Here is a 23,491-nt window from a genome sequence, read left to right on the forward strand (position 1 = left end):
TTTTTATAATTTTTAGGGTATAATAATCGTCCTTATCAGGAGATTTTTAGTAGAAAATATTTTGAACTCTAGATAAGAATACTAATTATGACTACCGTTAATCAATTGGTTAGAAAACCAAGATTGTCACCTTCATACAAAACGAAGGTACCTGCGCTTACATCTTGTCCCCAGAGAAGAGGAGTGTGTACTCGTGTCTACACTACAACCCCTAAAAAACCGAACTCTGCCTTAAGAAAAGTAGCAAGAGTTAGGTTAACTAATGGTTTTGAAGTAACTTCATATATTGGAGGTGAGGGACACAACCTTCAAGAACATTCGGTCGTGCTTATTAAGGGCGGAAGAGTAAAAGATTTACCTGGTGTGAGATACCACATTGTTAGAGGGACACTCGATACTCAAGGAGTGAAAAATAGAAAACAAGGTAGATCATTATATGGAACAAAAAAACAAAAAACAACTTAACGAAATATGTCAAGACGTCATTCAGCTGTTACAAGAAAAATCAAACCTGATCCAGTGTATCAAAGTTTAATACTTTCTAAGTTCATTAATATGATTATGGAGCGTGGAAAAAAATCTATTGCAGAAAAAATACTATATGGCGCTATGGCAATTATAGAATCAAAAGGCCATCAAAACCCTCTTAAGGTAGTTGAACAGTCACTTGAAAATGTTAGCCCATTTGTTGAAGTTAAGTCAAGAAGAGTTGGAGGCGCTTCTTACCAAGTTCCAATAGAAGTAAGGCCTTCAAGAAAGCTTTCTTTAGCAATGAGATGGGTCCTTGATGCAGCACATAATCGAAAGGATAAAAATATGGTTCAAAAATTATCATCCGAATTACTTGATGCGTTTGAAAATAAAGGACAAGCAATTAAGAAGCGTGAAGATACTCACAGAATGGCTGAAGCGAATAAAGCCTTTGCTCATTTCAGGTGGTAAAATTCAGGAAATGGTATGTCTAGAGCGGTCCCAATAGAAAACTATAGAAATATAGGTATAATGGCTCATATCGATGCCGGTAAAACTACAACCACTGAACGCGTACTGTTTTATACCGGAGTCACTCATAAAATTGGAGAAGTTCATGATGGAGCTGCAGTTATGGATTGGATGCCACAAGAACAAGAACGGGGTATAACCATCACTTCGGCTGCTACAACTTGTTTCTGGAAAGGTATGGCAGCTAACTTACCTGAACATAGAATTAATATTATTGACACTCCCGGGCATGTCGATTTCACTATCGAAGTTGAGAGATCTTTACGTGTATTGGATGGAGCCGTTGGTCTTTTTTGTGCAGTTGGTGGTGTTGAACCTCAATCTGAGACCGTTTGGAGACAGGCTAACAAATATAAAGTTCCAAGAATTGCTTTTGTTAACAAAATGGATAGAGCAGGGGCTGATTTTTATAGAGTACTTGAGCAAATTAAAACTCGCTTAAATGCTAAACCTGTCGCAGTGTCACTTCCAATAGGCTCAGAAGATAATTTTACCGGCGTCATCGATTTAGTTAAAAGAAAAGCCATCCGCTGGAATGACACCAATCAAGGGTTAACTTTTACTTTAGAAGAAATCCCAGAGAATTTAAAAGAAGTGGCTGATACCTATTATGAAAAGTTATTAGAAAATGCATGTGAGGCTGATGAAAAATTGATGAATCAATATCTTGAACACTCAACACTTTCAGAAGATCAGATATATCAAGGTCTACGAAAACGGACTATTCAAGGCGAAATTATTCCAGTTTTTTGTGGGTCAGCTTTTAAAAATAAAGGCGTCCAGTTGGTACTTGATGGGGTGATTAGGTATTTACCTTCACCTGCTGATTTACCACCCATTAAAGGAGTCGCTTTGGATAATAAAATACCAGACCAACGTAAGGCTAGCGATGACGAACCATTTAGCGGTATTGCGTTTAAAATCGCAACAGATCCTTTTGTTGGCACTCTGTCATTTTTTAGAATCTATTCAGGAAAAATTGCAACAGGCGATACTGTTTTTAATCCAATCAAAGATCGTAAAGAGCGTATAGGTCGACTGGTTAGAATGCATGCAAATTCTCGTGAGGAAATAAAAGAGGCTTTCGCAGGTGATATAGTTGCTGCTGTTGGGCTGAAAGATGTAACTACTGGCGACACTTTGTGCGATCTCCAAAAACAAATTACCTTAGAAAAAATGGAATTTCCTGAGCCCGTTATATCGGTTGCAATTGAACCTAAAACTAAAAATGATCAAGAAAAAATGGGAATTGCATTATTTAGATTAGCCCAAGAAGACCCATCCTTTCGGGTTAGAACAGATGAAGAGTCTGGTCAGACTATTATTTCTGGAATGGGTGAGTTGCATCTTGAAATAATTGTGGATCGACTGAAAAGAGAATTCAAAGTTGAAGCAAATGTAGGAAACCCTCAAGTTGCATATCGAGAAACTATTAGAAAACCTGTTGAGCAAGAAGGTAAATTCATTCGCCAAAGTGGTGGAAGAGGACAATACGGCCATGTTTATATTAAAATTGAGCCCCTACCACCCGGTACCGGCTATCAATTTGCGAACGAAGTTGTTGGGGGATCCATTCCTAAAGAATACATACCAGCAATTGACAAAGGTGTAAAAGAGCAAATGACAAATGGAGTACTTGCAGGATACCCTGTAGTTGATGTTAAAGTAACTGTTTTTGATGGCTCTTACCATGATGTGGACTCATCTGAAATAGCTTTTAAACTCGCAGCTTCTTACGCATTTAAAGAAGGTGCATTAAAGGCACACCCTATCATTTTAGAACCAATTATGAAGGTAGAGGTAATTTCACCTGAGGATTATATGGGTGATGTAATGGGAGATTTGAATCGTAGAAGAGGGGTACTTAGCGGAATGGAAGACACACCTATGGGTAAATTGGTTCGCGCAGAGGTTCCGTTGTCCGAGATGTTTGGCTATGCTACAGATTTACGTTCTGCAACTCAAGGGCGAGCTACTTACACTATGGAATTTTCTAAATATTTAGAATTACCAAATCAAATCGCGGAAAGTTTAATTAAACGTAAATCACAGTAAATGAAATAAGGAGAATGATAATATGTCAAAAGAAAAATTTGAACGCACTAAACCCCATGTTAATGTAGGTACCATAGGCCATGTCGATCATGGTAAAACCACTCTTACTGCCGCACTTACTATGGTTATGGCTAAGAAATTTGGTGGTGAGGTTAAAGGGTATGATCAAATTGATAATGCCCCTGAAGAAAAAGCTCGAGGTATCACTATCTCTACTTCTCATGTTGAGTATTACTCAACTAACCGTCACTATGCGCATGTGGATTGCCCTGGCCATGCTGACTATGTTAAAAATATGATTACAGGTGCCGCCCAAATGGATGGTGCAATTTTGGTGGTATCAGCAAATGATGGACCTATGCCACAAACCCGAGAACATATTCTCCTTGCTCGTCAGGTAGGTGTTCCTCGCATCGTCGTCTTCCTCAATAAGGCAGACATGGTCGATGATAAAGAACTCATTGACTTGGTTGAGTTAGAAGTTCGCGATTTACTTAAAAAGTATGAATTCCCAGGCGATGAAACACCAATCATCATCGGAAGTGCGCTCAAAGCTGTTGAAGGTGACCAGTCAGACATCGGCACTAAAGCAATTGAAAAATTAGTAGAAGCCATGGATTCATTTATACCAATTCCAGAACGACCCATTGATCAACCATTCCTACTCCCTATTGAAGATGTCTTTTCAATATCAGGTCGAGGTACCGTAGTTACTGGTAGGGTTGATCGAGGTAGGGTGCTGGTTGGCGATGAAATAGAAATAGTTGGCATCAGACCAACTCAAAAAACTACCTGTACCGGAGTTGAGATGTTCAGAAAGCTGCTTGATGAAGGGCAAGCCGGCGATAATGTTGGTGTTCTTCTGAGAGGCACTAAACGAGAAGAAGTAGAGCGGGGTCAAGTGCTTTGTAAACCAGGAAGCATAACTCCACATACAAAATTTGAAGCAGAGGTGTATGTGCTCTCAAAAGATGAAGGTGGAAGACACACTCCATTTTTTAATGGATATCGACCACAGTTCTATTTTAGAACTACCGATGTAACCGGTGAGGTACAACTACCGAGTGGAACAGAAATGATCATGCCTGGAGACAATGTAAAAATTAATGTAAACTTGATTAACGCAATTGCAATGGAAAACGGTGTGCGTTTTGCAATACGAGAAGGTGGAAAAACAGTGGGTGCAGGGGTAGTAACAAAAATAATTGAATAATGTAAAAACTAATGTCAATAAATAAACAAAATGTAAAATTAAGGTTGCAAAGTTACGATCATCGTATACTTGACTCTTCTGTAAAAGAAATTATAGATACTGTTAAGAGAACTGGTGCTCGAGTGCGGGGCCCTGTACCATTGCCTCGTACAATTGAACGTTTTACTATTTTAACTTCTCCCCACATAGATAAGGATGCTAGGGATCAATATGAAATAAGAACATATTCTAGAATTATATATATAATTGAACCCACTGATAAAACCATGGATGCTTTGAATAGATTAGCATTAGCTGTTGGTGTATCAATTGATATCAAATTAACAGGATAAGAGACATGAACGAGAATAATTTTTCATTTATTGCAAAAAAAATTGGGATGACTAATGTTTTTAATGAGCAAGCATCTAATATTCCTGTTACGGTTCTAACATACACTAAACATACTGTAGTAAGGATTAAAAATCAATCGTGTGATGGGTATGATGCACTTTTAATTTCTACAGGTAATGAAGTTAAGGATTCTAAAATTAATAAATCAAATAAGTCATTATTCCATAAATCTTCAACACCTTGCATGTCAAAACTTTATGAAGTACGCCTGAATTCCCCTGAACAACCTTTTGTAGTTGGATCTGTATTAGCAATTGAGAATCTTGCAATTGGTACATTGTTAACTGTTAGAGGAGTATCAAAAGGAAAAGGTTTTGCAGGCACTGTAAAAAAATATGGATTTGCCACACAAGACGCTTCACATGGTAATTCACGTTCTCATCGTGTTCCTGGGTCTACCGGTCAGCGTCAGACACCTGGTAGGGTTTTTATTGGAAAAAAAATGCCAGGTCAAATGGGGAATAAGATTTCAACCGTAGAGCATATTCCAATTTTTCAAATCGATCCAACAAGAAATATAATTGTATTGCAAGGTTCTATTCCAGGTGCTCCAGGGTCATATGTTACATTAACTACGAAACTCAAACAAATTTCTGAAATGATATTTAAAAATTAATTTTATTATGGATATAACAGTTTTAGGTACAAAAAATATTATTTCATTTTCTGATGAATTGATGAAGACAACTTTAAATAACTCTCTCGTCCATCAAGTCGTAACTTCATATCTGGGTATTCAAAGAGCAGGTTCAGCTAAGCAAAAAAATAGATCTGAAGTTCGTGGAGGGGGTATTAAACCTTGGAAACAGAAAGGTACTGGCCGTGCGCGAGCTGGTTCAATAAGAAGTCCTTTGTGGCGAAAGGGTGGCGTAACTTTTGCTGCGCGTGGTAAAAGATCATATGGCGGAAAAATTAATAAGACAATGTATAGACTTGCGATCAAGCAATTGCTTATTTCAAAAATACAAAAAGGAAATATATTTATAGTGGAAGAATTAAATTTCCAAAAACCATCTACAAAAGACTTCATACAAAAATTTAATCTTTTTAAGATACCACTTGTTTCTACTGTCATCATTCTTGATCCAAATAATCACAACGCACATCTTTCGTCAAGAAATATCCCTCGTGTGTATACTTGTTCTGCGCAAGACCTAAATCCTTATATTCTGTTAAAATATGATCATTTCGTCTTTGAAAAAACAATCTTCGAGCAATTACAATATTTACAAAATGATGAAAAATAATTTCTATACAATTATTAGGCCTATAATTACTGAAAAAACAAATGCACTTGTTTCTAATAGTACCTATGTATTTGCTGTACGAGTAAATGCTGATGTTCTAGAAATTAAAGAAGCAATCCAAGAACATTTTAAAGTTTCCGTACTAACCGTTAGAACATGTATAATGCAAGGGAAAGCTAAAAATTTTAAACAAAGAAAAGGTAAAAAATCAGATTGGAAAAAGGCATATGTTGTACTCAAAAATAACGATTCAATTGATTACTCTACCTACACTACGACAACCTAACATATGAGTTTATATAAATTAAGACCTACTTCTCCCGGTGCAAGATTTGTCATAAGGGTTAAAAATACTGATTTAAATAAAGACAAACCACATAAACCGTTATTATCTTTACTTCACAAACAAGCAGGTAGAAATAATTATGGAAGAATTACAGTAAGACATCAAGGTGGTGGTAATAAGCGTTTTTATAGAGAAATTGATTTTATTCGTACAGTGGATAATTGTAAGGCGGTAGTGGAAACAATCGAGTATGATCCAAACAGAAGCGCAAGAATAGCTAGAATATGTTACGCTAATGGGAAAAGATCTTATATTATCGCTACTGAGCAAATGAAAAAAGGTGTCTCCATTTTAAATGGACCATCAGCACCGATTTCTGATGGAAATTGTTTACCTCTATCCTCAATCCCATTGGGAACTCAAATATGTTGTGTAGAAATGAAATTTGGTAAAGGAGCACAGATAGCACGAAGTGCTGGCTCAGTCGCACAATTACTATCAAGAGACGACCAATATGTAACAATAAAACTTAAATCTGGTTTTGTTATTAAAATTAATTCAAATTGTCGAGCTGTTATAGGTACTGTCAGTAATTTTGAACACAACTTAAGAAAGTTAGGTAAAGCTGGGGCCAGCCGTTGGCGAGGTATAAGACCAACAGTTAGGGGCGTAGTAATGAATCCAGTAGACCACCCACATGGAGGTGGTGAAGGTAAAACTTCTGGAGGTAGACATCCTGTTACTCCTTGGGGTAAAAAAACTAAAGGTTTAAAAACAAGAAAAGTTAAACGCACTAACTCAACTATTGTGAGTCGTAAAGTAAAATAATGGATAAAATAATATGAGTAGATCAATTAAAAAAGGACCGTTCGTCGATTTGCATTTGCTAAAGAAAATTGAAAAAGCAAAACTTGGAAATCAAAAGAAATCTATTAAAACTTGGTCACGCAGATCTTTAGTTATTCCTGAAATGGTTGGTGTTACTCTCCTTATACATAATGGAAAAACCCATGTCTCGGTTTTTATTACTGAAAATATGGTCGGCCATAAATTAGGTGAATTTGCGCCTACAAGAATTTTTAAAGCTCACTCAGCATCAGCAAGTAAAGCGGCACCTTCTCTTAAATAATACATGATTATCACTTCTTCGTATCGCTTTGCTAAATCTTCAAGTCAGAAATGTAGATTGGTTGTTGATTTAATAAGAAATAAACCAGTTTTAGAAGCTGAAACTATTTTGCAATTTACAAATAAAAAAGCCTCGAAGCTTGTAGCGAAAGCACTAAACTCTGCTATTGCTAATGCAAGCCATAATCATGGTATATCGAAGGAAGCGTTAATTGTGAAAAAAATATTAGTTGAAAAAGGACCGGCGGTAAAAAGAATCCATGCAAGAGCAAAAGGTAGGGCTTATAGAGTCGTTAAACAATATTGTCATATTTTTATACATTTATCAAACACAGGAGTTTCATAACATACTATGGGTCAAAAAGTTAATCCAAATGGATTTAGATTAGGCATCACCACGGATTGGTCGTCTAAATGGTACGCTAACAGACAGTTGTTCCGTTTGCAACTTCTACAAGATTTAGTCATTAGAAAGACGCTTCAAAATAAACTTGAAAACGCTTCTGTGAGTAAGATTTTAATCCATAGAGAAGCAGATACTTGTATTATTACGATCACAACTTCTAGACCAGGTATTGTTATAGGTAAAAAAGGTGAAGATATCGAAAAGCTAAAAGTTGAAGTTGAGAAATGTAGTCTTGATTTTCAAAAGAAACATCACACACATAAACTGATTAATAACATTAAAATTCAAATCGAAGAAATTAAAAAACCTGAGCTCGATGCAACTCTTGTTGCAGAAGGTATTGCACAACAAATTGAAAAAAGAGTCATGTTTAGAAAAGCAATGAAAAGGGCCATCACTTCAACTATGAGATTAGGTTCGTTAGGAATCAAAGTCAGAGTTTCTGGAAGATTAAATGGCGCTGAAATTGCTCGGGCTGAATGGAATAGAGAAGGTAGAATCCCACTTCATACATTACGAGCTGAAATCGATTATGGTACAGCAATAGCAAAAACAACCTACGGTATTATAGGAATCAAAGTGTGGATTTATCGTGGTAATAAATTTTCAATGATTGAGTCTAAAGATTCAAATAAAATAAATTAAACTTCGATTATGTTATTACCTAAAAAGACTAAATATAAAAAACAACATAAAGGCAGAAATAGAGGTTTTGCAACATCAGGAGTTACAATTGCTTTTGGTGAATTTGGTTTAAAAGCTATAGAACATGGTAGAATAACAGCTAAGGAAATTGAAGCTGCTAGAAGGGCTATAACTAGATATATAAAACGTGGCGGTAAGGTTTGGATTCGAATTTTCCCAGATGTACCAGTTACTAAGAAACCAATTGAAGTCAGAATGGGTAAGGGTAAAGGTCCAGTAGAATATTGGATTTCTCGGATTCAACCTGGTAAAGTTTTATTCGAGTTAGAAGGCGTGACGAAGGAAATTGCACAAAAAGCTTTTTTACTTGGCTCGGCAAAACTTTCTGTGAAAACAGTTTTTATATCCAGATTGTAAAGGAAAAAAATGTCTAAAAAAAATAAAAATATCGAAAATTTATCAACTGTAAAAGAATTGCGTGACTTGTTATTTCGTCAATCAATAATTAAAAAACTTAATCCTGGCATCAACAATACTTTTTCAGCTAAATCAACTAAAAGATTAGTAGCAAAAATAATTACTAAGCAACATGAAGAAGCAAAATTAAAATCATGAATACTGTTAATCATCTGCGCAAAGTAAAAGGCACTGTTGTCAGTCATAAACCTAATAAAACTATTGTTGTTGAGGTAGCAAGATTGGTTAAGCATCCATTGTATGGAAAATTTATCAAAAAAAAATCTAAAATATACGCTCATGATGAAAAAAATCAATGTAGCCAAGGTGATTATGTGGTGTTATTTGAAACTAAACCAGTTTCAAAAACTAAATCATGGTGTTTGGAGTCAATTATCAATAAAGCTCCTTTAGACGATACTCGCATAACTGTGGAGAAGATTTCATGATACAAATGAGGACCGTGTTAGAAGTTGCAGATAACAGTGGGGCAAAAAATCTAAAATGTATTAGTGTTCGTGGCTCTACAAAAAAGAGAATAGCGAATATAGGTGAGGTCATTAAAGTAAGTATAAAATCAGCGCTCCCACATACCAAAGTAAAAAAGGGAGAAGTGTATAACGCAGTTATTGTTAGAACTAAACACCCAATTCGAAGAAATGACGGATCGATCATCAGATTTTCTGGTAATGCAGCGGTGTTGCTGAATGATAAACTAGAACCAATTGGTACTAGAATATTTGGCCCACTACCTAGAGAACTTAGAAATAAAAATTTTACTAAAATTTTGTCACTAGCGCCTGAGGTTTTATAATATGAAGCATTTAAAAAAGGGTGATGAAGTAAAAGTTCTTTCTGGTAAAGACAAAGGTAGGGTAGGTAAAATTTTAAAAATTATTAATCCTTCTCATTGTATTGTTTCAGGTATTCAAGTGCAGAAAAACTCTATTAAGGCAAATCCAAATCAAAACCAACAAGGTGGTTTTGAAAATAAAGAAATGCCTATACCACTTTGCAAGGTGTCAAAATATAATTCTAAAAATAAAAAATCTGAAAGAACATTTGTCTTGGTGCAAGAAAATGGAAAAAAAATAATAGAATTTGTTTCAAATAGAAGTAAATAAAAAATGAATACAGCTATAAATAAAAAAACTCGTCTTGAAAAACACTATAGAGAACATATTGTTCCAAGTTTACAAGATACTTTCAAATACCCTAATGTTATGTCAGTACCAAAATTGTTAAAAATTACCTTGAATGCGGGATTGGGTGAGGCTGTTGAAAATAAAAATGTAATTACAAATGCTTTAGAAGATTTGAAAAAAATCACTGGTAGGAAAGCTGTAGTCACGAAAGCAAGAGTTTCAATCTCAACTTATAAAATAAGGGTTGGAATGCCAATTGGTGTAAAAGTTACTTTACGAGGAGATGTCATGTATGAGTTTTTAGACAGACTTATCTCAATAGCAATTCCTAGAATTAGAGATTTTAGGGGACTGAGTAATCGCTCTTTCGATGGAAGAGGTAATTATAGTTTTGGTATTAAAGAACAGATCATTTTTCCAGAAATTGACTACGATAAAATTGACATGATTCGCGGACTTGATATATGTATCTCAAGTAATGCAAATACTGACCAGGAAATGCGTGCCTTATTGCAAGGATTTTCATTTCCGTTGAGGGCAAACTAGTGGCTAAATTATCTATCAGAGTTAGAAATTATAAAAAGATATCTTTAGTGCAAAAACATCTTAAGAAAAGAATGGAATTAAAATTAAAAATTAAAAATTATAAGTTATCAAATGAGGAAAGAGAATTGGCAAAAATTGAATTGATGCGACTACCAATTAATTCTAATCCTATTAGAGTTAGAAATAGATGTGAATTAACCGGTAGACCACGTGGCTATTACCGGAAATTTGGTTTGTCTCGGTGTGTTTTGAGAGAGGTTGCGATGCGTGGTGAAATTCCAGGATTAACAAAAGCTAGTTGGTGATGCTATTATGAGTTTAACAGATCCAATCGCCCAACTTTGTACTGTAATTAGAAACGCCCAACATGCTGGTTTAAAATCAGTCACTGTACCTTTTTCTAATGTCAAGGAAAAAATTGTGTCATTATTAGCAAAAGAATTGTATATAGAAAAATTTGAAATTATTGATAGTGAAATAGTAAGTAAAAAATCTATCCTCATCATATTGAAATATTATGAAGGAAAAGCGGTCATAAAAAAAATTAGAAGGGTAAGTAAACCAGGTTTGCGTGTTTATACAACATATGAGACTATGCCTAAATCTTTGGGCGGTGTTGGTATGTATTTAATATCTACATCCCGCGGTATTATGACAGACGCTGAAGCAAAAGAGCATAAATTAGGTGGAGAGCTTCTCTGTGAGGTAGTTTGATACTATGTCAAGATTTTCAAAAAGACCAATTTTAATCCCTCCAAATGTACAAGTTACATTTGAGAATAGTTTTTTGATTTTTAAGGGGGCGTTAGGCGCTATTAGATTACTAGTAGATAACTCTGTCATGGTAAATATTTCTGAAAATTCTATAATTATAAAATCTAAAAATATTGCTGATAATTTTAATTATCCTAAACTCGGCACAACTTGTGCGTTAATCAAAAATTACTTTATTGGCGTTACGACTGGGTTTGTTAAAAAACTTGATCTTGTTGGGGTTGGTTATCGTGCGCAAGTTCAACAAAAAAAATTAATTCTGACACTAGGATTTTCTCATCCGGTAAGTGTAGATCAGCCTGAAGGTATTACTTTTGAAACACCTTCACAGACTGAGATTTTGATTAAGGGCATGGACAAACATATTGTTGGTCAAACAGCAGCCTACATTAGAAGTTTACGACCACCTGAACCATATAAAGGTAAAGGAGTTAAGCTTTCAGATGAAGTTATTGTTAGAAAAGAGGTTAAGAAAAAATAATGACACGAAACATAAATACAAGAGTTAGAAGAGCCAAAAAAACTAGAATCAAAATCCGCTTACAATCTACCCATCGCTTAATGGTATATAAAACACCTAGACACACCTACGCACAAGTAGTCAGTCCTGACGGATCAAAAATTATAGCTTGTGCTTCTACTTTAGGTAAAGTGATGAGGGATAAAGTTAAACATGGTGGAAATATTGAGTCAGCAAAAATTGTTGGTAGGTTGATAGCTGAAAAATCAATTCAGAAAGGAATTTCCATAGTAGCTTTTGATAGATCAGGTTTTAAATACCATGGTAGAATTAAGGCATTGGCAGAAGAGGCTCGAAATGCAGGATTGCAATTTTAGGAGACATTATGGCAACATTCGAAGAAGCGTTAACATATACAGGATTTAAAGAAAAATTAGTTTCTGTTAACAGAGTTACTAAAGTTGTTAAAGGTGGTAGGTTGTTTTCTTTCGCCGCTCTTACTGTTGTCGGTAATGGTAATGGTAGAGTAGGTTTTGGATACTGTAAATCTAAAGAAGTCCCGAACGCAATTGCTAAATCGTACGAGCAGGCCAAACGCAATATGATCGAAATAAAATTAAAGAAAAGAACTATTCATTCTCCTGTTACTGCCAAACATGGTGCTGTAAAGATATACCTACAACCAGCTACTGAGGGCACTGGTTTGATTGCCGGTGGTGCTATGCGTGCAATTTTGGAATGTGTTGGTGTCCATAATGTACTTGCTAAATGTTATGGTTCAAGGAATCCCATTAATGTAGTACGAGCTACAATTAAAGGACTGCAATTGATTGACTCGCCTTTCCATGCTTCTAAAAGAAGAGGGAAAAAAATGATAAAAAATATCAAAACTGAACAAACTTAATAAATAGCCTACATGAATTCAAAAATATCAAAAAAAGGTAACACAATTACACTGACTTTAATTAAGAGTGTCGCTAAATTTACAGTTAAACAGAAACAAACAATTGCTGGATTAGGATTGAGAAAATTTGGCAGTGTTTCTACTCTTACCAAAACACCTTCTGTGGAAGGTATGATTCGTTCAATGCGTTTTGCACTAAAAGTTGAGGAATCAACATGAAACTGAATCAGTTCTCCCCCGCGCCAAATAGTAAAAAAAGTAAGCACCGGGTTGGTCGAGGTAAAGGCTGTGGTTGGGGTAAAACTTCTGGCAGAGGACACAAAGGGCAACATGCTCGTGCTGGTGGTTATCATAAAATAGGTTTTGAAGGTGGACAGATGCCTTTAGTTAGAAGATTGCCCAAATTTGGATTTACTTCCCTTATTAAGCCTTTTCGTGCCGAATTAACGCTTGCGAGACTAAATACCTTGGATAACAGTGAGATCACGATAGATTTTTTAAAGCAAACAGGTATTATTAGTTCAAAGGTAGAGAAAGTAAAAATTATTGCAACAGGAACGTTGAGTAAATCTTTTAGTGTGGTCGGTGTTTCTGTAAGTAAAAAAGCGAGACAGTTGATCGAACAAGCTGGAGGAAAAGTCGTCAACTAGTATATGGTTGTAAGTCCTTCTAATAAACTACAAACTGGCGTAGTTGATCTTTGGTATAGAATTGCTTTTGTATTTTTTGCGATAGTCATTTTTAGATTTGGTTCATTTATTACATTGCCAGGCATCGATGTAAATGTGCTAACTACTTTTTTTGATGATAGTAAAAATACAATTCTAGATTTAGCAAATGTTTTTTCTGGAGGTGCATTACACAGAATGTCTATTTTCGCACTTGGAGTAATGCCTTATATTAGTGCTTCTATTATTTTACAGATGCTCACTCATATTGTACCATCTCTTATCGCATTGAGAAAAGAGGGGGAGTCAGGTAGGGTTAAGATTACAGAATACACTAGGATACTCACAATATTATTTGCCACACTTCAGTCTATCGGTACAACATACGCGCTGAGCAATCAAAATATTAATGGCGAACAATTAGTTATAATCAACCAAGTTAGTTTTATCTTCATCTCAACAATAACGCTAGTTACTGGCACTATGTTTTTAATGTGGTTAGGTGAGCAAATAACTGAACGTGGTTTGGGAAACGGCATTTCATTAATTATTTTTTCAAGTATTGTAGCTGGTCTACCCACAGCAGTGTCAGGAACCTATGATCTATACTCACAAGGCGAATTGAACCCGCTCTCACTCATATTTATTTTTGTAATTGTTTTGGCAGTTGTTTTTTTTGTTGTGTTCATCGAAAGAAGTTTTAGAAAAATCCCAATTCAATACCCTCCTCGGCAACAGGGACGGACTATGGTATTGCCTCAATCGAACCATCTACCTTTAAAACTTAATATGTCAGGTGTCATCCCTCCAATATTTGCTTCGGCAATTGTTTTATTTCCTGCTACTGTGATAAAATGGTTTAGTAATGTTTCTACAGATACTTGGTTGGGAAATATAGTAAATCAACTTCAACCGGGAAAAATGGTTTATGAGTTTGTTTATGTTCTTGCAATCGTATTTTTTGCTTTTTTCTATACCAGCCTAGTGTTTAATCCAAAGGAAACTGCTGAGAACATTAAAAAAAGCGGAGGCTATATACAAGGAATTAGACCAGGTGAGCAAACTGCTTGGTATATTAAATTTATAGTTAACAGATTAACTGCAATCGGTGCATTTTATCTAGCATTTGTATGTTTGGTACCCGAGTTGTTAATTTTATACTTTAATGTACCATTTTATTTTGGAGGCACATCTATTCTAATTGTTGTGGTGGTTGTTATGGATTTTATGGTGCAAATACAAACACATTTAATGTCCTTTCAGTATGAAAAACTAATGAAACGAGCTAATTTAACGATGAGATAAAAAATGAAAGTAAGAGCTTCAGTAAAAAAAATTTGTAAAGATTGTAAGATTGTTAAAAGAAAAGGTACAGTAAGGGTACTTTGTAAAAATGCACGCCATAAACAGCGTCAAGGATAACAGATTATTATGGGAATAGAAATATGGCAAGAATAGGTGGGATTAATTTACCAATTAACAAACATGTTAGTGTTGGCCTAACTTCTATCTATGGTATTGGTAGAAGTAGAGCAATAAAAATTTGCACGTTGGCAAATGTTAACCCTTCAGATAAAATTAAAGTCCTCAATGAAGAACAATTGGAATCAATCAGAGAGCAGGTTGCTAAGTTTCAAATTGAAGGGGATTTAAGGCGCGAAGTTACAATTAATATCAAAAGGCTTGTGGATTTAGCTTGTTATCGAGGGATTAGACATAAAAAAGGTTTGCCTTTAAGGGGCCAAAGAACCAGAACAAATGCTAGAACTAGAAAAGGACCAAGAAAAGGAAGAACAAAATGACCACTACCCCAATAGTTAAGAAAAAAAATAAAATTGTATCGGATGGAGTTGCACATATTTTTGCATCATTTAATAATACTATCATTACTATAACTGACAAACAAGGTAATTGTATTGGCTGGGCGACGGCTGGTGGTTCTGGCTTCAAAGGATCCAAAAAAAGTACACCTTTTGCTGCGCAGGTTGCGGCAGATAAAGTTGGTGCCATTATTAAAGAACATGGAGTTAAAACATTACAGGTATTAATTAAAGGCCCAGGTCCTGGTAGAGAATCTGCAGTTCGAGTTTTACATAATTTAGGGTTTAAAATTTTATCAATTTCAGACATAAGCCCAATTCCACATAATGGCTGCAGGCCCCCAAAACAAAGGAGAGTGTAAAATGGCTAGATATCTAGGTCCAAGTTGTAGATTATCAAGAAGAGAGGGAGTTGATTTAGAATTTAAATCTGGTTTACGAAGTATAGAAAGTAAATGTAGATTTTCAAAACTTCCTGGCAGGTTCAGTGAACAAAAAACAAAACCATCTGAATACTGTACTCAATTACGCGAAAAACAAAAGTTAAAACGAACATATGGTTTATTAGAACGTCAATTTAGTATTTATTATAAAAAGTCTTTAAAGTTAAAAGGTAATACTGGTGAAAATATTTTTAAAATGCTTGAGCAAAGACTTGATAATGTTGTTTACCGGATGGGTTTTGCTACTACTCGAGCTGAAGCCAGGCAATTAGTTTCACATAGACTTATTTTGATTAATAACAACTATGTCACAATTCCTTCTTTTCAGGTTAAAGCAGGTGACATAGTTAAAATTAAGCAAACCGCACAATCCCAATCAAGAATCAAAACATCTTTAGATTTGGTTGTTAATAAAGGAATCCCTGAGTGGTTAGAAGTTGATAAAGGTAAATATTCTGGAGTTTTTTTGAGATCTCCCAATCGATCAGAATTATCTTCTGATATAAATGAAAGTTTAATTATTGAACTTTATTCTAAATAATAAAATAGTAGAGGAAAAGAAATATGTTTATACCAGTAGAGTCGTTCTTAAAACCAAAAATTGTCGAGATAAGTAAAATCGCACACAATAACTCAGTGATAGTTCTCGAGCCATTTGAAAAAGGATTTGGACATACATTCGGTAATGCGTTAAGAAGAACGTTGTTATCTTCTATGCCAGGTTGTGCAGTAACTGATGTTCAAATATCAGGTGTTTTGCACGAATTTCAGTCGATAGACTCTGTAGAGGAAGACATGCAAGATATTTTATTTAATTTAAAAAAGTTAGCTGTAATAATACATGAAGGTGATCGAGCTGTATTACAATTACAAGCAAACGCTACCGGTGATATTTTTGCTAAAGATCTGATTATTCCTCATAATGTTGAGATTATTAACCAGGATTTACATATTGCAAGGCTTCATTCATTAATAAAAAATGAAAAATTTGAAATGAATATAACTGTTCAAAGAGGAAGGGGTTATGTTACAGTACCAATGAGAAATATTCTGCAAGAAGGAGTAAGTCATAATCCAATTGGGAATATAAGACTCGATGCTAGTTTTAGTCCTGTTACGAGAGCTACCTATAGAGTTGAAAATGCTCGTCTAGATAACAGAACAAATTTAGATAAGTTAATAATTGAAATAGTAACTAACGGAACTATTGATCCTGAAGATGCTATTAGACGATCGGCAACTATTTTACGTGATCAATTAGTTTGTTTTGTGAACCTTGAGGCTGAATCTTCTCAAGATGTCATACAGAAAATCATTAACCCTTTATTTTCCCGACCAATTGAAGATTTGCAACTTACCGTACGATCTACAAATTGTTTAAAAGCTGAAGATATTTATTACATAGGAGATTTGGTACAAAGAACGGAAAACGATTTGTTAAGAACACCTAATCTTGGAAAAAAATCACTGACAGAAATTATAAGTATTTTAAGTTCACATGGATTAAAATTAGGTATGGAATTAGATAATTGGGTTAGCCCTATTAAAATTAAAATTGATGACCCTAGATAATCGTTTTATATGAGACATAGATATTCACAAAAAAAACTTCAAGTAACATCTTCACATCGAAAAGCAATGCTTAGAAACTTAAGTGTTGCGATTATTAACCATGAACGAATTGTTACTACTGTGCCAAAAGCTAAAATGCTGCGTTCATTTATCGAACCATTAATTACATTGTCTAAGAATGACTCAGTTAATACTAGAAGAGCGTTATTCAACATTTTAAGAGACCGATCAGTTGTTAGTAAACTCTGTTTGGTGATAGGTAAAAGATTCACTGAACGTCCCGGTGGTTATACTAGAATTTTGAAGTATGGCTTTAGACCAACTGATAATGCGGCAAGAGCTATAATTGAACTTGTTGATTATGTTTTACCAGTTACTGAAGAGATTAATAAATTAGCAAAAGTTGACTAATATTTTACCTCAATGTTTCTGGTTTACAGGACTCTCTGGATCTGGAAAATCCACATTAGCTGAATATACTAAAAACCAATTAATTTCTAATAATTTCATAGATAAAATTATTATTCTTGATGGTGACGCGATTAGAACTGGGTTAAGTTCAAATCTTGGTTTTTCTCAATTAGATAGAACAGAAAATCTTAGAAGGATTGCTGAGGTTGCCAAGCTGTTTTTGAGTGAAAAATATTTAGTGATAGTTTCTTGTATCACCCCATTGAATTCACAAAGGAATCTAGCAAGAACAATACTAGATAGTTATATATTTACTCTTTGCTATTTACAGTGCGCTTATCAAGTTTGTGAAAAAAGAGACGTTAAAGGGTTATATAAAAAAGCAAAAAATAATTCGTCTATAAAGTTAACAGGAAGTGGTAGTGAGTTTGAAGAACCCACTACCAGTGACTTAACAATCAAAACAGACGAACTTTCACTTCAAGACTCCTACCTACTCATTCATGGTAGATTAGTCAAATCTAAATAATTTTTACTTTTCTAAGGTAGGGTTTTTGCTCATCCCATCCTTGAGGAAAAAGCTTGTTAGCCTCTTCATTTGATAGTGAAGGTATAATTATCGCATCTTCCCCTACTTTCCAATTTACAGGTGTTGCAACTTTTAGTTTATCAGTTAGTTGTAAACTATCAATAACTCTTAATATTTCAACAAAGTTTCTACCCGTTGATGCAGGATAAGTTATGATCAATCTTACAATTTTTTTTGGATCTATTATAAAAACTGATCGGACTGTAAAAGTATTATTTGCTTTAGGATGAATCATGTCATATAAACTTGAAATTATTCTTTCTTCATCAGCTAGTAAAGGAAAATTTAGTTTTACTTTTTGAGTTTCTTCAATATCATTTGCCCAGGTTTTATGATCAGAAACGCTATCAACAGAAAGCCCTAAGACCTTAGTGTTTCTTTTCTCAAATTCATTTTTTAATTTTGCGACTTCCCCTAATTCTGTGGTGCAAACAGGTGTGAAATCTTTTGGGTGTGAGAATAACACACCCCAATTGTCCCCTAACCAGTCATGGAATTTTATGTCCCCTTGAGTTGACTTTGCATTGAAGTCTGGTGCGATGTCGCCTATTCGTATTGTCATAATATGTACCTCTGTGGTTTTTTATTTATTATATTGTACAAAAATTTGTTATCTAAAATAATATTATAATTAAATAGTTATATGATAAAATTAGATAATGAAATTAATCCAGCTTAAGATACTCAATGCGTTAGTGGATAACAATTTTAATATAACAAAAGCAGCTAAGCAACTAAAAATTGCTCAATCTGCTGCTAGCAGACAGTTAATGCTCTTAGAGCGAGAGTTAAAAGTTGAATTATTTATAAGAAAAGGCAAAAGATTTATAAAGTACTCAGATACTGGCAGCGGAATTGATGGTTTTATTAATCGAATATTGCTAGAAGAGAAAAACATCCTCCAGTTCGTATCATCTTTAAATGACAACACTGAAAAAATTCTTACACTTGCAACTACTCATACACAGGCGAGGTATTTTTTACCTCACGTTATTAGTAAATTAAGTAAAAAATTCCCAATTCTCAAATTTAGAATAGAACAGGGAACACCTCAACAAGTAGCTGATTTACTTGATAAAAATAAAGTAAGTTTCGCTTTATGTACAGAAATGCTTGATACTTACAGTGATTTTAAAACTTATGATTGTTATCAATGGAATCATATTGCAATAGTTGCTAAAAATCATCCATTGGCCTCAATAGGCACTGTAAAGTTAAAGACCTTAAGTGAATATAATCTAATTACTTACAATATAGGATTTACAGGAAGATCTGTTCTGAATAATATATTTACAATGAATAAACTACCTATGAGAGTAGTTCTTTCAGCAACTGATAGTGATGTAATTAAAACTTTTGTTAAGCAATCATTAGGTGTTGGAATTATCAATCAATTAGCTTTTCAAGAAGAAGACAAAAATTATTTAGTAATTATACCGATACAAGAACTTCGTGTCGGCTGTGTTACAAAATTAGCAATAAAAAAAAGTTTATATTTACCAAGATTGTTTAAAGAAGTTATTCATTTTATTTTAGATGAAGGTAAAAGAATAGAAAAGAAATTAATTATAAAATCTCAAAGATTTGATTGATTTTTCAACATTGGACTGAATAATTGCTTGGGCTTCTTGATTAAAGTGTATACCATCTGATTGTAAGAATTTTCTATCGTTAATTACTTCACCTAAGAAATTTGGATTTAGATGGCTATTGAATTTAACTGAAAGCGTCTTGTACATATCTAAAATATCGTTTCGGTAGTTGTTACCATAGTTAGAAAAAAATGGAATTCCAAGAATGAGTACTTTGCTTTTATTTCTATTTGCGATTTTAATAATTTTCTCTAAATTATTTCGGGTGTGCTCAATTGGGATTCCTTTTAGAAAATCATTGCCCCCTAACGCAATAATTACTAAATGGTAATATTTTTTATTGAGATGAAATGTCGCTATATGTAACCCATCTGTACTTGTAGCGCCAGAAACACTTGCATTGGTAATTATAAACTGTTTATTGTTACTTGCAAGTAAACTCACCCAGTCTTTTTTATAAGGTAAATTATAACCCGAACTCAAACTATCACCAAAAATTATTATATTTAATGGTGAATGAGTTTGTGATAGAATGCAAAGCGGTATTAAGCAACTAAACATTAAAACTATAATACTTCGGATATGAATTTTAGCCATGATAATAATATACTGCAAGTAAACAACCTTTCAATTCAACACGAATCTGAAACTAGTCCTTTGTTTAGTGGCTTACATTTTACCTTACCATTTCGTAAAACTCTTGCACTTGTAGGAGTTTCAGGTTCAGGAAAAAGTAGCTTATTAAAGATCATTTCTGGCTTAGGCAAACCAACAACTGGCGATGTCTGTTTTAATGGCACCTGGTTTTCAACTTTAAATGAAAAGCAATTAACTTTACTTAGAAAAGGTAAAATTTCATTTATATATCAAAATACTAATTTAGTTCCCTATGCGACTATTTATGAAAATGTATTAATTCTAACTTCAATGGTTTCATTGGATTTTGATCAGGTTTATTTTGAAACACTAGTAAATCTTCTTAAGATGACATCTGTAATAAAAAAACCTGTCTATCAATTGTCTGGTGGTGAAGCCCAACGTGGGGCAATTATCCGTGCATTAATGCTTAAACCAATATTACTAATTGCTGATGAGCCTACTTCCCAATTAGACAAACATTTAATAGATATAGTGATCACAATTTTTGATACAATGAAAAAAAACAATAATTGCTCTATTATTGTTGCTACCCATGACCCAATGTTAGCACAGAGTTGTGATTTTCAAATTAAATTATGATAAACAAAAAGAGAAAAGTTCTTTTTGTTACTGGAGAGGCGTCTGGAGATGCGTATGCTTCACAAATCATACTTGTTTTAAATTCTATTAACACGTCTGTTTCATATTATGCAATTGGTGGCGAAATGTTAAAGAATGCTGGGGCGAATATACTTTTTAACTATCTTTCAATTCAGGCTTTTGGATTTCTTCAAGCAATAAAAAAATATTGGAAAATAACAAATATTTTAAAAAAAGTTTGCAGGTGGATTGAATTGGAAAATCCTGATGTGATTATTCTAGTTGATAATTGGGGGTTTAATAGTTTGTTGGCTAAGCATATAAAAAAAAAGACTTCAATTAAGATATTTTATATAATTCCTCCTAAAGTTTGGGCTTGGAATATAAGCCGAGTTGCGCAGCTTAACAAAATATCAGATTGTGTTGCCGTGATTTTCCCTTTTGAAGTCTCATTATTAAGTACGTTAGGGTGCGATAATGTTTTTTATGCAGGCAATCCATTACTTGAAATATATCAATTAGAATCAATTCAATTAAATCAACGTAATGAAAATAGAGTAATTATAGGATTAATTCCCGGAAGTAGAAAATCAGAAGTCGATCTACACCTACCACTATTAAATGAGGTTGTTGATAGGTACTTTAAAAAAAATATAGACTCACAGGTTGATTTTATAATTCCGTGCGATGTATCGATAAAATCCATTTATGAGTCAGTGCTAGTCCACCCAAGAATAAAAATTTTATATGGGAAGTTTTCTTCAATTGTTCAGAAGTGTAATATTTGTGTGACTGCTTCTGGAACTGCCTCATTAGAAGTTGCGTTATGTTTAATTCCTCAAATCGTATTTTATAAATCAGGTTTTGTAGATTCGCTCATATTAAGGAAAATTCTTACAACTCAGTCCATCTCTTTACCAAATATTTTATTATCTCAAAAATATATTCCTGAATTAATTTTTGAAAACGCAACAAGTTCCTCAATCCTTTCGCATCTAAGTGAGTTGCTCGCAAATAAGTTTGCGCAATCAACACAAGTTGAGTTATCTAAGTCGCTCTATTCAATATTACAATCCGATTCGCTATTTTCAAAACAGTGTGCTAATCAAATTAAATTATTTCTTTCGTGAATCACTTTAAATCAGATGAATATTTCATTAATCGAACTTTAACTTTAGCTCATGTTGCTTCATTACATGGTGAGGTTCCTGTAGGTGCGGTGATTGTTTCTAACAATCAATTAATTTCAGAAGGGTCAAATAATACTCGAACTTTGTGTGATCCAACAGCTCATGCTGAGATTCTTGCTTTAAGAAATGCTGGAATTCAATTTAACTCAAACAGATTACCTACATGTACTTTGTATACATCATTAGAGCCCTGTGGAATGTGTATACAGGCAATCAAACAAGCAAGAATCAAAAGATTAGTATTTGCTTGCCTGGATGAAAATCTTGGGTGTGTTTGGAGCAATAATCTGGATACTTTTTATCCACTAATCGTAACTTATACAAATTCAGATTGTGCCAGGTCATTGTTACAATCATATTTTATCAAGAAACGTAAGCTTGAAGTGTATAATAGTACTTAGAATAATAAATAATTAAATGCTAGCTGGCTACATTCCTATAATCATATTCCTTGTTATTTCAATAGGGATAGGTCTAACTATGCTTATTTTAGGCTTTTTCTTAGGGCCTAGAAAGTCAAATGCATCTAAAACCTCACCATATGAATGTGGTTTTGAGGCCTTTGAAGATGCGAGAATGAAATTTGACGTTCGTTATTATTTAGTAGCCATTCTGTTTATAATTTTTGATTTAGAAATTGTTTATTTTTTCCCCTGGGCTGTATCTTTGCGATTTCTTGGATTTCCTTCTTTAATGGCGATGGGGTTATTTTTCTTAATTTTGTTAATCGGCTTTCTGTATGAATGGAGAAAAGGAGCGTTGGAATGGGAATGAACAAAAAAGCAACTTTTAATACCCCAGTTGAGCAACTAATTCATGGTGATTCACTTCAACATTACAAGGAGCATGGTTTTTTGTTATCTTCAGTATCTGGATTGATTAATTGGGCTAGAAGTGGTTCTCTTTGGCCAATGTCTTTCGGATTAGCTTGTTGTGCTGTTGAAATGATGCATGCTTCTGCGTCTCGATATGATTTAGATAGATTGGGTGTTATATATCGACCTAGTCCTAGACAAAGTGATGTGATGATAGTAGCCGGTACATTGTGTAATAAAATGGCTCCTGCCCTAAGAAAAGTCTATGATCAAATGAGCGAGCCTCGATGGGTAATTTCTATGGGGTCTTGTGCTAATGGTGGAGGATATTATCATTACAGCTATTCAGTGGTCAGGGGATGTGACAGAATAGTACCGGTTGATATCTATGTTCCAGGTTGCCCACCTACGGCAGAGGCTTTAATCTATGGCATCCTACAACTTCAAGATAAAATAAATCGTTCAAGTGCGTTTATTTATAGGAAATAATTT

At 34.1% G+C, this 23,491-nt stretch carries 40 protein-coding genes and 1 pseudogene; 39 read left to right on the plus strand and 2 right to left on the minus strand.

Annotation, left to right across the window (positions count from 1 at the left end; genetic code table 11):
* Nucleotides 1-87: 87 nt before the first annotated feature.
* From rpsL to cysC, 33 genes and pseudogenes are all read left to right on the plus strand, one after another.
* The gene (gene rpsL, locus QM538_00215) at nucleotides 88-465 is read left to right on the plus strand and encodes a 30S ribosomal protein S12 (GenBank protein MDI9346921.1); all 378 of its coding nucleotides are present in this window, start codon (nucleotides 88-90) and stop codon (nucleotides 463-465) included.
* Between the two features lie 6 nt (nucleotides 466-471).
* Nucleotides 472-942, plus strand: a complete 471-nt coding sequence (rpsG, locus tag QM538_00220; protein ID MDI9346922.1) for a 30S ribosomal protein S7 — start codon at nucleotides 472-474, stop codon at nucleotides 940-942.
* Between the two features lie 15 nt (nucleotides 943-957).
* Nucleotides 958-3,057, plus strand: a complete 2,100-nt coding sequence (fusA, locus tag QM538_00225) for an elongation factor G (GenBank protein MDI9346923.1) — start codon at nucleotides 958-960, stop codon at nucleotides 3,055-3,057.
* A 22-nt stretch (nucleotides 3,058-3,079) separates the two neighbouring features.
* Entirely contained in the window at nucleotides 3,080-4,270 is a 1,191-nt protein-coding gene (tuf, locus tag QM538_00230; protein MDI9346924.1) for an elongation factor Tu, read from the plus strand.
* A 17-nt stretch (nucleotides 4,271-4,287) separates the two neighbouring features.
* A complete protein-coding gene (gene rpsJ / locus QM538_00235) occupies nucleotides 4,288-4,602 on the plus strand; it encodes a 30S ribosomal protein S10 (protein MDI9346925.1) in 315 nt (104 codons plus the stop codon).
* A 5-nt stretch (nucleotides 4,603-4,607) separates the two neighbouring features.
* Entirely contained in the window at nucleotides 4,608-5,279 is a 672-nt protein-coding gene (gene rplC / locus QM538_00240; GenBank protein MDI9346926.1) for a 50S ribosomal protein L3, read from the plus strand.
* A 7-nt stretch (nucleotides 5,280-5,286) separates the two neighbouring features.
* A complete protein-coding gene (rplD, locus tag QM538_00245; GenBank protein ID MDI9346927.1) occupies nucleotides 5,287-5,910 on the plus strand; it encodes a 50S ribosomal protein L4 in 624 nt (207 codons plus the stop codon).
* Nucleotides 5,897-6,196: a 50S ribosomal protein L23 gene (gene rplW, locus QM538_00250; GenBank protein MDI9346928.1), complete on the plus strand. Its 300-nt coding sequence runs from the start codon at nucleotides 5,897-5,899 to the stop codon at nucleotides 6,194-6,196. Before rplD ends, rplW begins: the two co-directional genes overlap by 14 nt.
* A 3-nt stretch (nucleotides 6,197-6,199) precedes the next feature.
* Nucleotides 6,200-7,024 carry a 50S ribosomal protein L2 gene (gene rplB, locus QM538_00255; protein ID MDI9346929.1) on the plus strand — a complete coding sequence of 275 codons (825 nt, stop codon included), beginning with the start codon at nucleotides 6,200-6,202 and terminating at the stop codon, nucleotides 7,022-7,024.
* Nucleotides 7,025-7,037: 13 nt separating this feature from the next.
* Nucleotides 7,038-7,325, plus strand: coding sequence for a 30S ribosomal protein S19 (gene rpsS, locus QM538_00260; protein ID MDI9346930.1), 288 nt, complete (start codon nucleotides 7,038-7,040; stop codon nucleotides 7,323-7,325).
* A 3-nt stretch (nucleotides 7,326-7,328) separates the two neighbouring features.
* Nucleotides 7,329-7,670, plus strand: a complete 342-nt coding sequence (gene rplV, locus QM538_00265; protein MDI9346931.1) for a 50S ribosomal protein L22 — start codon at nucleotides 7,329-7,331, stop codon at nucleotides 7,668-7,670.
* 6 nt (nucleotides 7,671-7,676) lie between these two features.
* A pseudogene (rpsC, locus tag QM538_00270) lies at nucleotides 7,677-8,327 on the plus strand (30S ribosomal protein S3).
* A 57-nt stretch (nucleotides 8,328-8,384) separates the two neighbouring features.
* Nucleotides 8,385-8,792: a 50S ribosomal protein L16 gene (gene rplP / locus QM538_00275; GenBank protein ID MDI9346932.1), complete on the plus strand. Its 408-nt coding sequence runs from the start codon at nucleotides 8,385-8,387 to the stop codon at nucleotides 8,790-8,792.
* 9 nt (nucleotides 8,793-8,801) lie between these two features.
* On the plus strand, nucleotides 8,802-8,990 hold the full coding sequence (locus QM538_00280) for a hypothetical protein (GenBank protein MDI9346933.1): 189 nt from the start codon (nucleotides 8,802-8,804) through the stop codon (nucleotides 8,988-8,990).
* The gene (gene rpsQ / locus QM538_00285) at nucleotides 8,987-9,280 is read left to right on the plus strand and encodes a 30S ribosomal protein S17 (GenBank protein MDI9346934.1); all 294 of its coding nucleotides are present in this window, start codon (nucleotides 8,987-8,989) and stop codon (nucleotides 9,278-9,280) included. Before QM538_00280 ends, rpsQ begins: the two co-directional genes overlap by 4 nt.
* Nucleotides 9,277-9,645, plus strand: a complete 369-nt coding sequence (gene rplN, locus QM538_00290; GenBank protein MDI9346935.1) for a 50S ribosomal protein L14 — start codon at nucleotides 9,277-9,279, stop codon at nucleotides 9,643-9,645. Before rpsQ ends, rplN begins: the two co-directional genes overlap by 4 nt.
* Nucleotide 9,646: 1 nt before the next feature.
* Nucleotides 9,647-9,955 (plus strand): 50S ribosomal protein L24, encoded by a 309-nt coding sequence (gene rplX, locus QM538_00295; GenBank protein MDI9346936.1) that lies wholly within the window; start codon nucleotides 9,647-9,649, stop codon nucleotides 9,953-9,955.
* A gap of 3 nt (nucleotides 9,956-9,958) precedes the next feature.
* Nucleotides 9,959-10,522: a 50S ribosomal protein L5 gene (rplE, locus tag QM538_00300; protein MDI9346937.1), complete on the plus strand. Its 564-nt coding sequence runs from the start codon at nucleotides 9,959-9,961 to the stop codon at nucleotides 10,520-10,522.
* A complete protein-coding gene (gene rpsN / locus QM538_00305) occupies nucleotides 10,522-10,827 on the plus strand; it encodes a 30S ribosomal protein S14 (GenBank protein ID MDI9346938.1) in 306 nt (101 codons plus the stop codon). The genes rplE and rpsN overlap by 1 nt, the downstream gene beginning before the upstream one ends.
* A gap of 7 nt (nucleotides 10,828-10,834) precedes the next feature.
* Complete coding sequence (gene rpsH, locus QM538_00310; protein MDI9346939.1) at nucleotides 10,835-11,236, plus strand: 30S ribosomal protein S8; 402 nt, start codon at nucleotides 10,835-10,837, stop codon at nucleotides 11,234-11,236.
* A gap of 4 nt (nucleotides 11,237-11,240) precedes the next feature.
* A complete protein-coding gene (gene rplF, locus QM538_00315; protein MDI9346940.1) occupies nucleotides 11,241-11,777 on the plus strand; it encodes a 50S ribosomal protein L6 in 537 nt (178 codons plus the stop codon).
* Nucleotides 11,777-12,133 (plus strand): 50S ribosomal protein L18, encoded by a 357-nt coding sequence (rplR, locus tag QM538_00320; GenBank protein ID MDI9346941.1) that lies wholly within the window; start codon nucleotides 11,777-11,779, stop codon nucleotides 12,131-12,133. The genes rplF and rplR overlap by 1 nt, the downstream gene beginning before the upstream one ends.
* Nucleotides 12,134-12,141: 8 nt before the next feature.
* Nucleotides 12,142-12,660, plus strand: coding sequence for a 30S ribosomal protein S5 (rpsE, locus tag QM538_00325; protein MDI9346942.1), 519 nt, complete (start codon nucleotides 12,142-12,144; stop codon nucleotides 12,658-12,660).
* Between the two features lie 12 nt (nucleotides 12,661-12,672).
* On the plus strand, nucleotides 12,673-12,879 hold the full coding sequence (gene rpmD / locus QM538_00330) for a 50S ribosomal protein L30 (GenBank protein MDI9346943.1): 207 nt from the start codon (nucleotides 12,673-12,675) through the stop codon (nucleotides 12,877-12,879).
* Nucleotides 12,876-13,310 (plus strand): 50S ribosomal protein L15, encoded by a 435-nt coding sequence (gene rplO, locus QM538_00335; protein ID MDI9346944.1) that lies wholly within the window; start codon nucleotides 12,876-12,878, stop codon nucleotides 13,308-13,310. The genes rpmD and rplO overlap by 4 nt, the downstream gene beginning before the upstream one ends.
* A 3-nt stretch (nucleotides 13,311-13,313) precedes the next feature.
* Complete coding sequence (gene secY, locus QM538_00340) at nucleotides 13,314-14,633, plus strand: preprotein translocase subunit SecY (protein ID MDI9346945.1); 1,320 nt, start codon at nucleotides 13,314-13,316, stop codon at nucleotides 14,631-14,633.
* A 3-nt stretch (nucleotides 14,634-14,636) separates the two neighbouring features.
* Nucleotides 14,637-14,750, plus strand: coding sequence for a 50S ribosomal protein L36 (rpmJ, locus tag QM538_00345; GenBank protein MDI9346946.1), 114 nt, complete (start codon nucleotides 14,637-14,639; stop codon nucleotides 14,748-14,750).
* Nucleotides 14,751-14,773: 23 nt separating this feature from the next.
* A complete protein-coding gene (gene rpsM / locus QM538_00350; protein MDI9346947.1) occupies nucleotides 14,774-15,130 on the plus strand; it encodes a 30S ribosomal protein S13 in 357 nt (118 codons plus the stop codon).
* Nucleotides 15,127-15,510 carry a 30S ribosomal protein S11 gene (rpsK, locus tag QM538_00355; GenBank protein ID MDI9346948.1) on the plus strand — a complete coding sequence of 128 codons (384 nt, stop codon included), beginning with the start codon at nucleotides 15,127-15,129 and terminating at the stop codon, nucleotides 15,508-15,510. The genes rpsM and rpsK overlap by 4 nt, the downstream gene beginning before the upstream one ends.
* Nucleotide 15,511: 1 nt before the next feature.
* Entirely contained in the window at nucleotides 15,512-16,132 is a 621-nt protein-coding gene (rpsD, locus tag QM538_00360) for a 30S ribosomal protein S4 (GenBank protein MDI9346949.1), read from the plus strand.
* Nucleotides 16,133-16,155: 23 nt separating this feature from the next.
* Entirely contained in the window at nucleotides 16,156-17,163 is a 1,008-nt protein-coding gene (gene rpoA / locus QM538_00365) for a DNA-directed RNA polymerase subunit alpha (GenBank protein ID MDI9346950.1), read from the plus strand.
* A gap of 9 nt (nucleotides 17,164-17,172) precedes the next feature.
* Entirely contained in the window at nucleotides 17,173-17,574 is a 402-nt protein-coding gene (rplQ, locus tag QM538_00370) for a 50S ribosomal protein L17 (protein ID MDI9346951.1), read from the plus strand.
* Nucleotides 17,567-18,103, plus strand: a complete 537-nt coding sequence (gene cysC, locus QM538_00375) for an adenylyl-sulfate kinase (protein MDI9346952.1) — start codon at nucleotides 17,567-17,569, stop codon at nucleotides 18,101-18,103. Before rplQ ends, cysC begins: the two co-directional genes overlap by 8 nt.
* Here cysC and QM538_00380 read toward each other — a convergent pair.
* A complete protein-coding gene (locus QM538_00380) occupies nucleotides 18,096-18,725 on the minus strand; it encodes a peroxiredoxin (GenBank protein MDI9346953.1) in 630 nt (209 codons plus the stop codon). The two genes, cysC and QM538_00380, sit on opposite strands and share 8 nt — an antisense overlap.
* 97 nt (nucleotides 18,726-18,822) lie before the next feature.
* Between QM538_00380 and QM538_00385 the strand changes: the two genes are divergently transcribed.
* Complete coding sequence (locus tag QM538_00385; protein MDI9346954.1) at nucleotides 18,823-19,755, plus strand: LysR substrate-binding domain-containing protein; 933 nt, start codon at nucleotides 18,823-18,825, stop codon at nucleotides 19,753-19,755.
* On the opposite strand, the gene QM538_00390 is transcribed toward QM538_00385, so the two are convergent.
* Complete coding sequence (locus QM538_00390; GenBank protein ID MDI9346955.1) at nucleotides 19,726-20,352, minus strand: GDSL-type esterase/lipase family protein; 627 nt, start codon at nucleotides 20,350-20,352, stop codon at nucleotides 19,726-19,728. The genes QM538_00385 and QM538_00390 overlap by 30 nt on opposite strands.
* Here QM538_00390 and QM538_00395 point away from each other — a divergent pair.
* Genes QM538_00395 through QM538_00415 form a run of 5 tightly spaced genes read left to right on the plus strand, consistent with a single transcriptional unit; the run spans nucleotide 20,338 to nucleotide 23,488 of the window.
* Entirely contained in the window at nucleotides 20,338-20,994 is a 657-nt protein-coding gene (locus tag QM538_00395) for an ABC transporter ATP-binding protein (protein MDI9346956.1), read from the plus strand. The genes QM538_00390 and QM538_00395 overlap by 15 nt on opposite strands.
* On the plus strand, nucleotides 20,991-22,124 hold the full coding sequence (locus QM538_00400) for a hypothetical protein (protein ID MDI9346957.1): 1,134 nt from the start codon (nucleotides 20,991-20,993) through the stop codon (nucleotides 22,122-22,124). The genes QM538_00395 and QM538_00400 overlap by 4 nt, the downstream gene beginning before the upstream one ends.
* The gene (locus tag QM538_00405) at nucleotides 22,121-22,585 is read left to right on the plus strand and encodes a nucleoside deaminase (GenBank protein MDI9346958.1); all 465 of its coding nucleotides are present in this window, start codon (nucleotides 22,121-22,123) and stop codon (nucleotides 22,583-22,585) included. Before QM538_00400 ends, QM538_00405 begins: the two co-directional genes overlap by 4 nt.
* Before the next feature lie 16 nt (nucleotides 22,586-22,601).
* On the plus strand, nucleotides 22,602-22,958 hold the full coding sequence (locus QM538_00410) for an NADH-quinone oxidoreductase subunit A (GenBank protein MDI9346959.1): 357 nt from the start codon (nucleotides 22,602-22,604) through the stop codon (nucleotides 22,956-22,958).
* On the plus strand, nucleotides 22,955-23,488 hold the full coding sequence (locus tag QM538_00415) for an NADH-quinone oxidoreductase subunit B family protein (GenBank protein MDI9346960.1): 534 nt from the start codon (nucleotides 22,955-22,957) through the stop codon (nucleotides 23,486-23,488). Before QM538_00410 ends, QM538_00415 begins: the two co-directional genes overlap by 4 nt.
* The last annotated feature ends 3 nt before the right edge of the window (nucleotides 23,489-23,491 follow it).

The organism is Candidatus Methylacidiphilales bacterium, from assembly GCA_030054035.1.
Lineage (GTDB): Bacteria > Pseudomonadota > Gammaproteobacteria > JASGCS01 > JASGCS01 > JASGCS01.

Coding starts and splice junctions, on each gene's coding strand:
- rpsL (MDI9346921.1), top strand. CDS start 88: ATGACTACCGTTAATCAATTGGTTAGAAAACCAAGATTGTCACCTTCA.
- rpsG (MDI9346922.1), top strand. CDS start 472: ATGTCAAGACGTCATTCAGCTGTTACAAGAAAAATCAAACCTGATCCA.
- fusA (MDI9346923.1), top strand. CDS start 958: ATGTCTAGAGCGGTCCCAATAGAAAACTATAGAAATATAGGTATAATG.
- tuf (MDI9346924.1), top strand. CDS start 3,080: ATGTCAAAAGAAAAATTTGAACGCACTAAACCCCATGTTAATGTAGGT.
- rplC (MDI9346926.1), top strand. CDS start 4,608: ATGAACGAGAATAATTTTTCATTTATTGCAAAAAAAATTGGGATGACT.
- rplD (MDI9346927.1), top strand. CDS start 5,287: ATGGATATAACAGTTTTAGGTACAAAAAATATTATTTCATTTTCTGAT.
- rplW (MDI9346928.1), top strand. CDS start 5,897: ATGATGAAAAATAATTTCTATACAATTATTAGGCCTATAATTACTGAA.
- rplB (MDI9346929.1), top strand. CDS start 6,200: ATGAGTTTATATAAATTAAGACCTACTTCTCCCGGTGCAAGATTTGTC.
- rpsS (MDI9346930.1), top strand. CDS start 7,038: ATGAGTAGATCAATTAAAAAAGGACCGTTCGTCGATTTGCATTTGCTA.
- rplV (MDI9346931.1), top strand. CDS start 7,329: ATGATTATCACTTCTTCGTATCGCTTTGCTAAATCTTCAAGTCAGAAA.
- rplP (MDI9346932.1), top strand. CDS start 8,385: ATGTTATTACCTAAAAAGACTAAATATAAAAAACAACATAAAGGCAGA.
- QM538_00280 (MDI9346933.1), top strand. CDS start 8,802: ATGTCTAAAAAAAATAAAAATATCGAAAATTTATCAACTGTAAAAGAA.
- rpsQ (MDI9346934.1), top strand. CDS start 8,987: ATGAATACTGTTAATCATCTGCGCAAAGTAAAAGGCACTGTTGTCAGT.
- rplN (MDI9346935.1), top strand. CDS start 9,277: ATGATACAAATGAGGACCGTGTTAGAAGTTGCAGATAACAGTGGGGCA.
- rplX (MDI9346936.1), top strand. CDS start 9,647: ATGAAGCATTTAAAAAAGGGTGATGAAGTAAAAGTTCTTTCTGGTAAA.
- rplE (MDI9346937.1), top strand. CDS start 9,959: ATGAATACAGCTATAAATAAAAAAACTCGTCTTGAAAAACACTATAGA.
- rpsH (MDI9346939.1), top strand. CDS start 10,835: ATGAGTTTAACAGATCCAATCGCCCAACTTTGTACTGTAATTAGAAAC.
- rplF (MDI9346940.1), top strand. CDS start 11,241: ATGTCAAGATTTTCAAAAAGACCAATTTTAATCCCTCCAAATGTACAA.
- rplR (MDI9346941.1), top strand. CDS start 11,777: ATGACACGAAACATAAATACAAGAGTTAGAAGAGCCAAAAAAACTAGA.
- rpsE (MDI9346942.1), top strand. CDS start 12,142: ATGGCAACATTCGAAGAAGCGTTAACATATACAGGATTTAAAGAAAAA.
- rpmD (MDI9346943.1), top strand. CDS start 12,673: ATGAATTCAAAAATATCAAAAAAAGGTAACACAATTACACTGACTTTA.
- rplO (MDI9346944.1), top strand. CDS start 12,876: ATGAAACTGAATCAGTTCTCCCCCGCGCCAAATAGTAAAAAAAGTAAG.
- secY (MDI9346945.1), top strand. CDS start 13,314: ATGGTTGTAAGTCCTTCTAATAAACTACAAACTGGCGTAGTTGATCTT.
- rpmJ (MDI9346946.1), top strand. CDS start 14,637: ATGAAAGTAAGAGCTTCAGTAAAAAAAATTTGTAAAGATTGTAAGATT.
- rpsM (MDI9346947.1), top strand. CDS start 14,774: ATGGCAAGAATAGGTGGGATTAATTTACCAATTAACAAACATGTTAGT.
- rpsK (MDI9346948.1), top strand. CDS start 15,127: ATGACCACTACCCCAATAGTTAAGAAAAAAAATAAAATTGTATCGGAT.
- rpsD (MDI9346949.1), top strand. CDS start 15,512: ATGGCTAGATATCTAGGTCCAAGTTGTAGATTATCAAGAAGAGAGGGA.
- rpoA (MDI9346950.1), top strand. CDS start 16,156: ATGTTTATACCAGTAGAGTCGTTCTTAAAACCAAAAATTGTCGAGATA.
- rplQ (MDI9346951.1), top strand. CDS start 17,173: ATGAGACATAGATATTCACAAAAAAAACTTCAAGTAACATCTTCACAT.
- QM538_00380 (MDI9346953.1), bottom strand. CDS start 18,725: ATGACAATACGAATAGGCGACATCGCACCAGACTTCAATGCAAAGTCA.
- QM538_00385 (MDI9346954.1), top strand. CDS start 18,823: ATGAAATTAATCCAGCTTAAGATACTCAATGCGTTAGTGGATAACAAT.
- QM538_00395 (MDI9346956.1), top strand. CDS start 20,338: ATGAATTTTAGCCATGATAATAATATACTGCAAGTAAACAACCTTTCA.
- QM538_00390 (MDI9346955.1), bottom strand. CDS start 20,352: ATGGCTAAAATTCATATCCGAAGTATTATAGTTTTAATGTTTAGTTGC.
- QM538_00400 (MDI9346957.1), top strand. CDS start 20,991: ATGATAAACAAAAAGAGAAAAGTTCTTTTTGTTACTGGAGAGGCGTCT.
- QM538_00410 (MDI9346959.1), top strand. CDS start 22,602: ATGCTAGCTGGCTACATTCCTATAATCATATTCCTTGTTATTTCAATA.
- QM538_00415 (MDI9346960.1), top strand. CDS start 22,955: ATGAACAAAAAAGCAACTTTTAATACCCCAGTTGAGCAACTAATTCAT.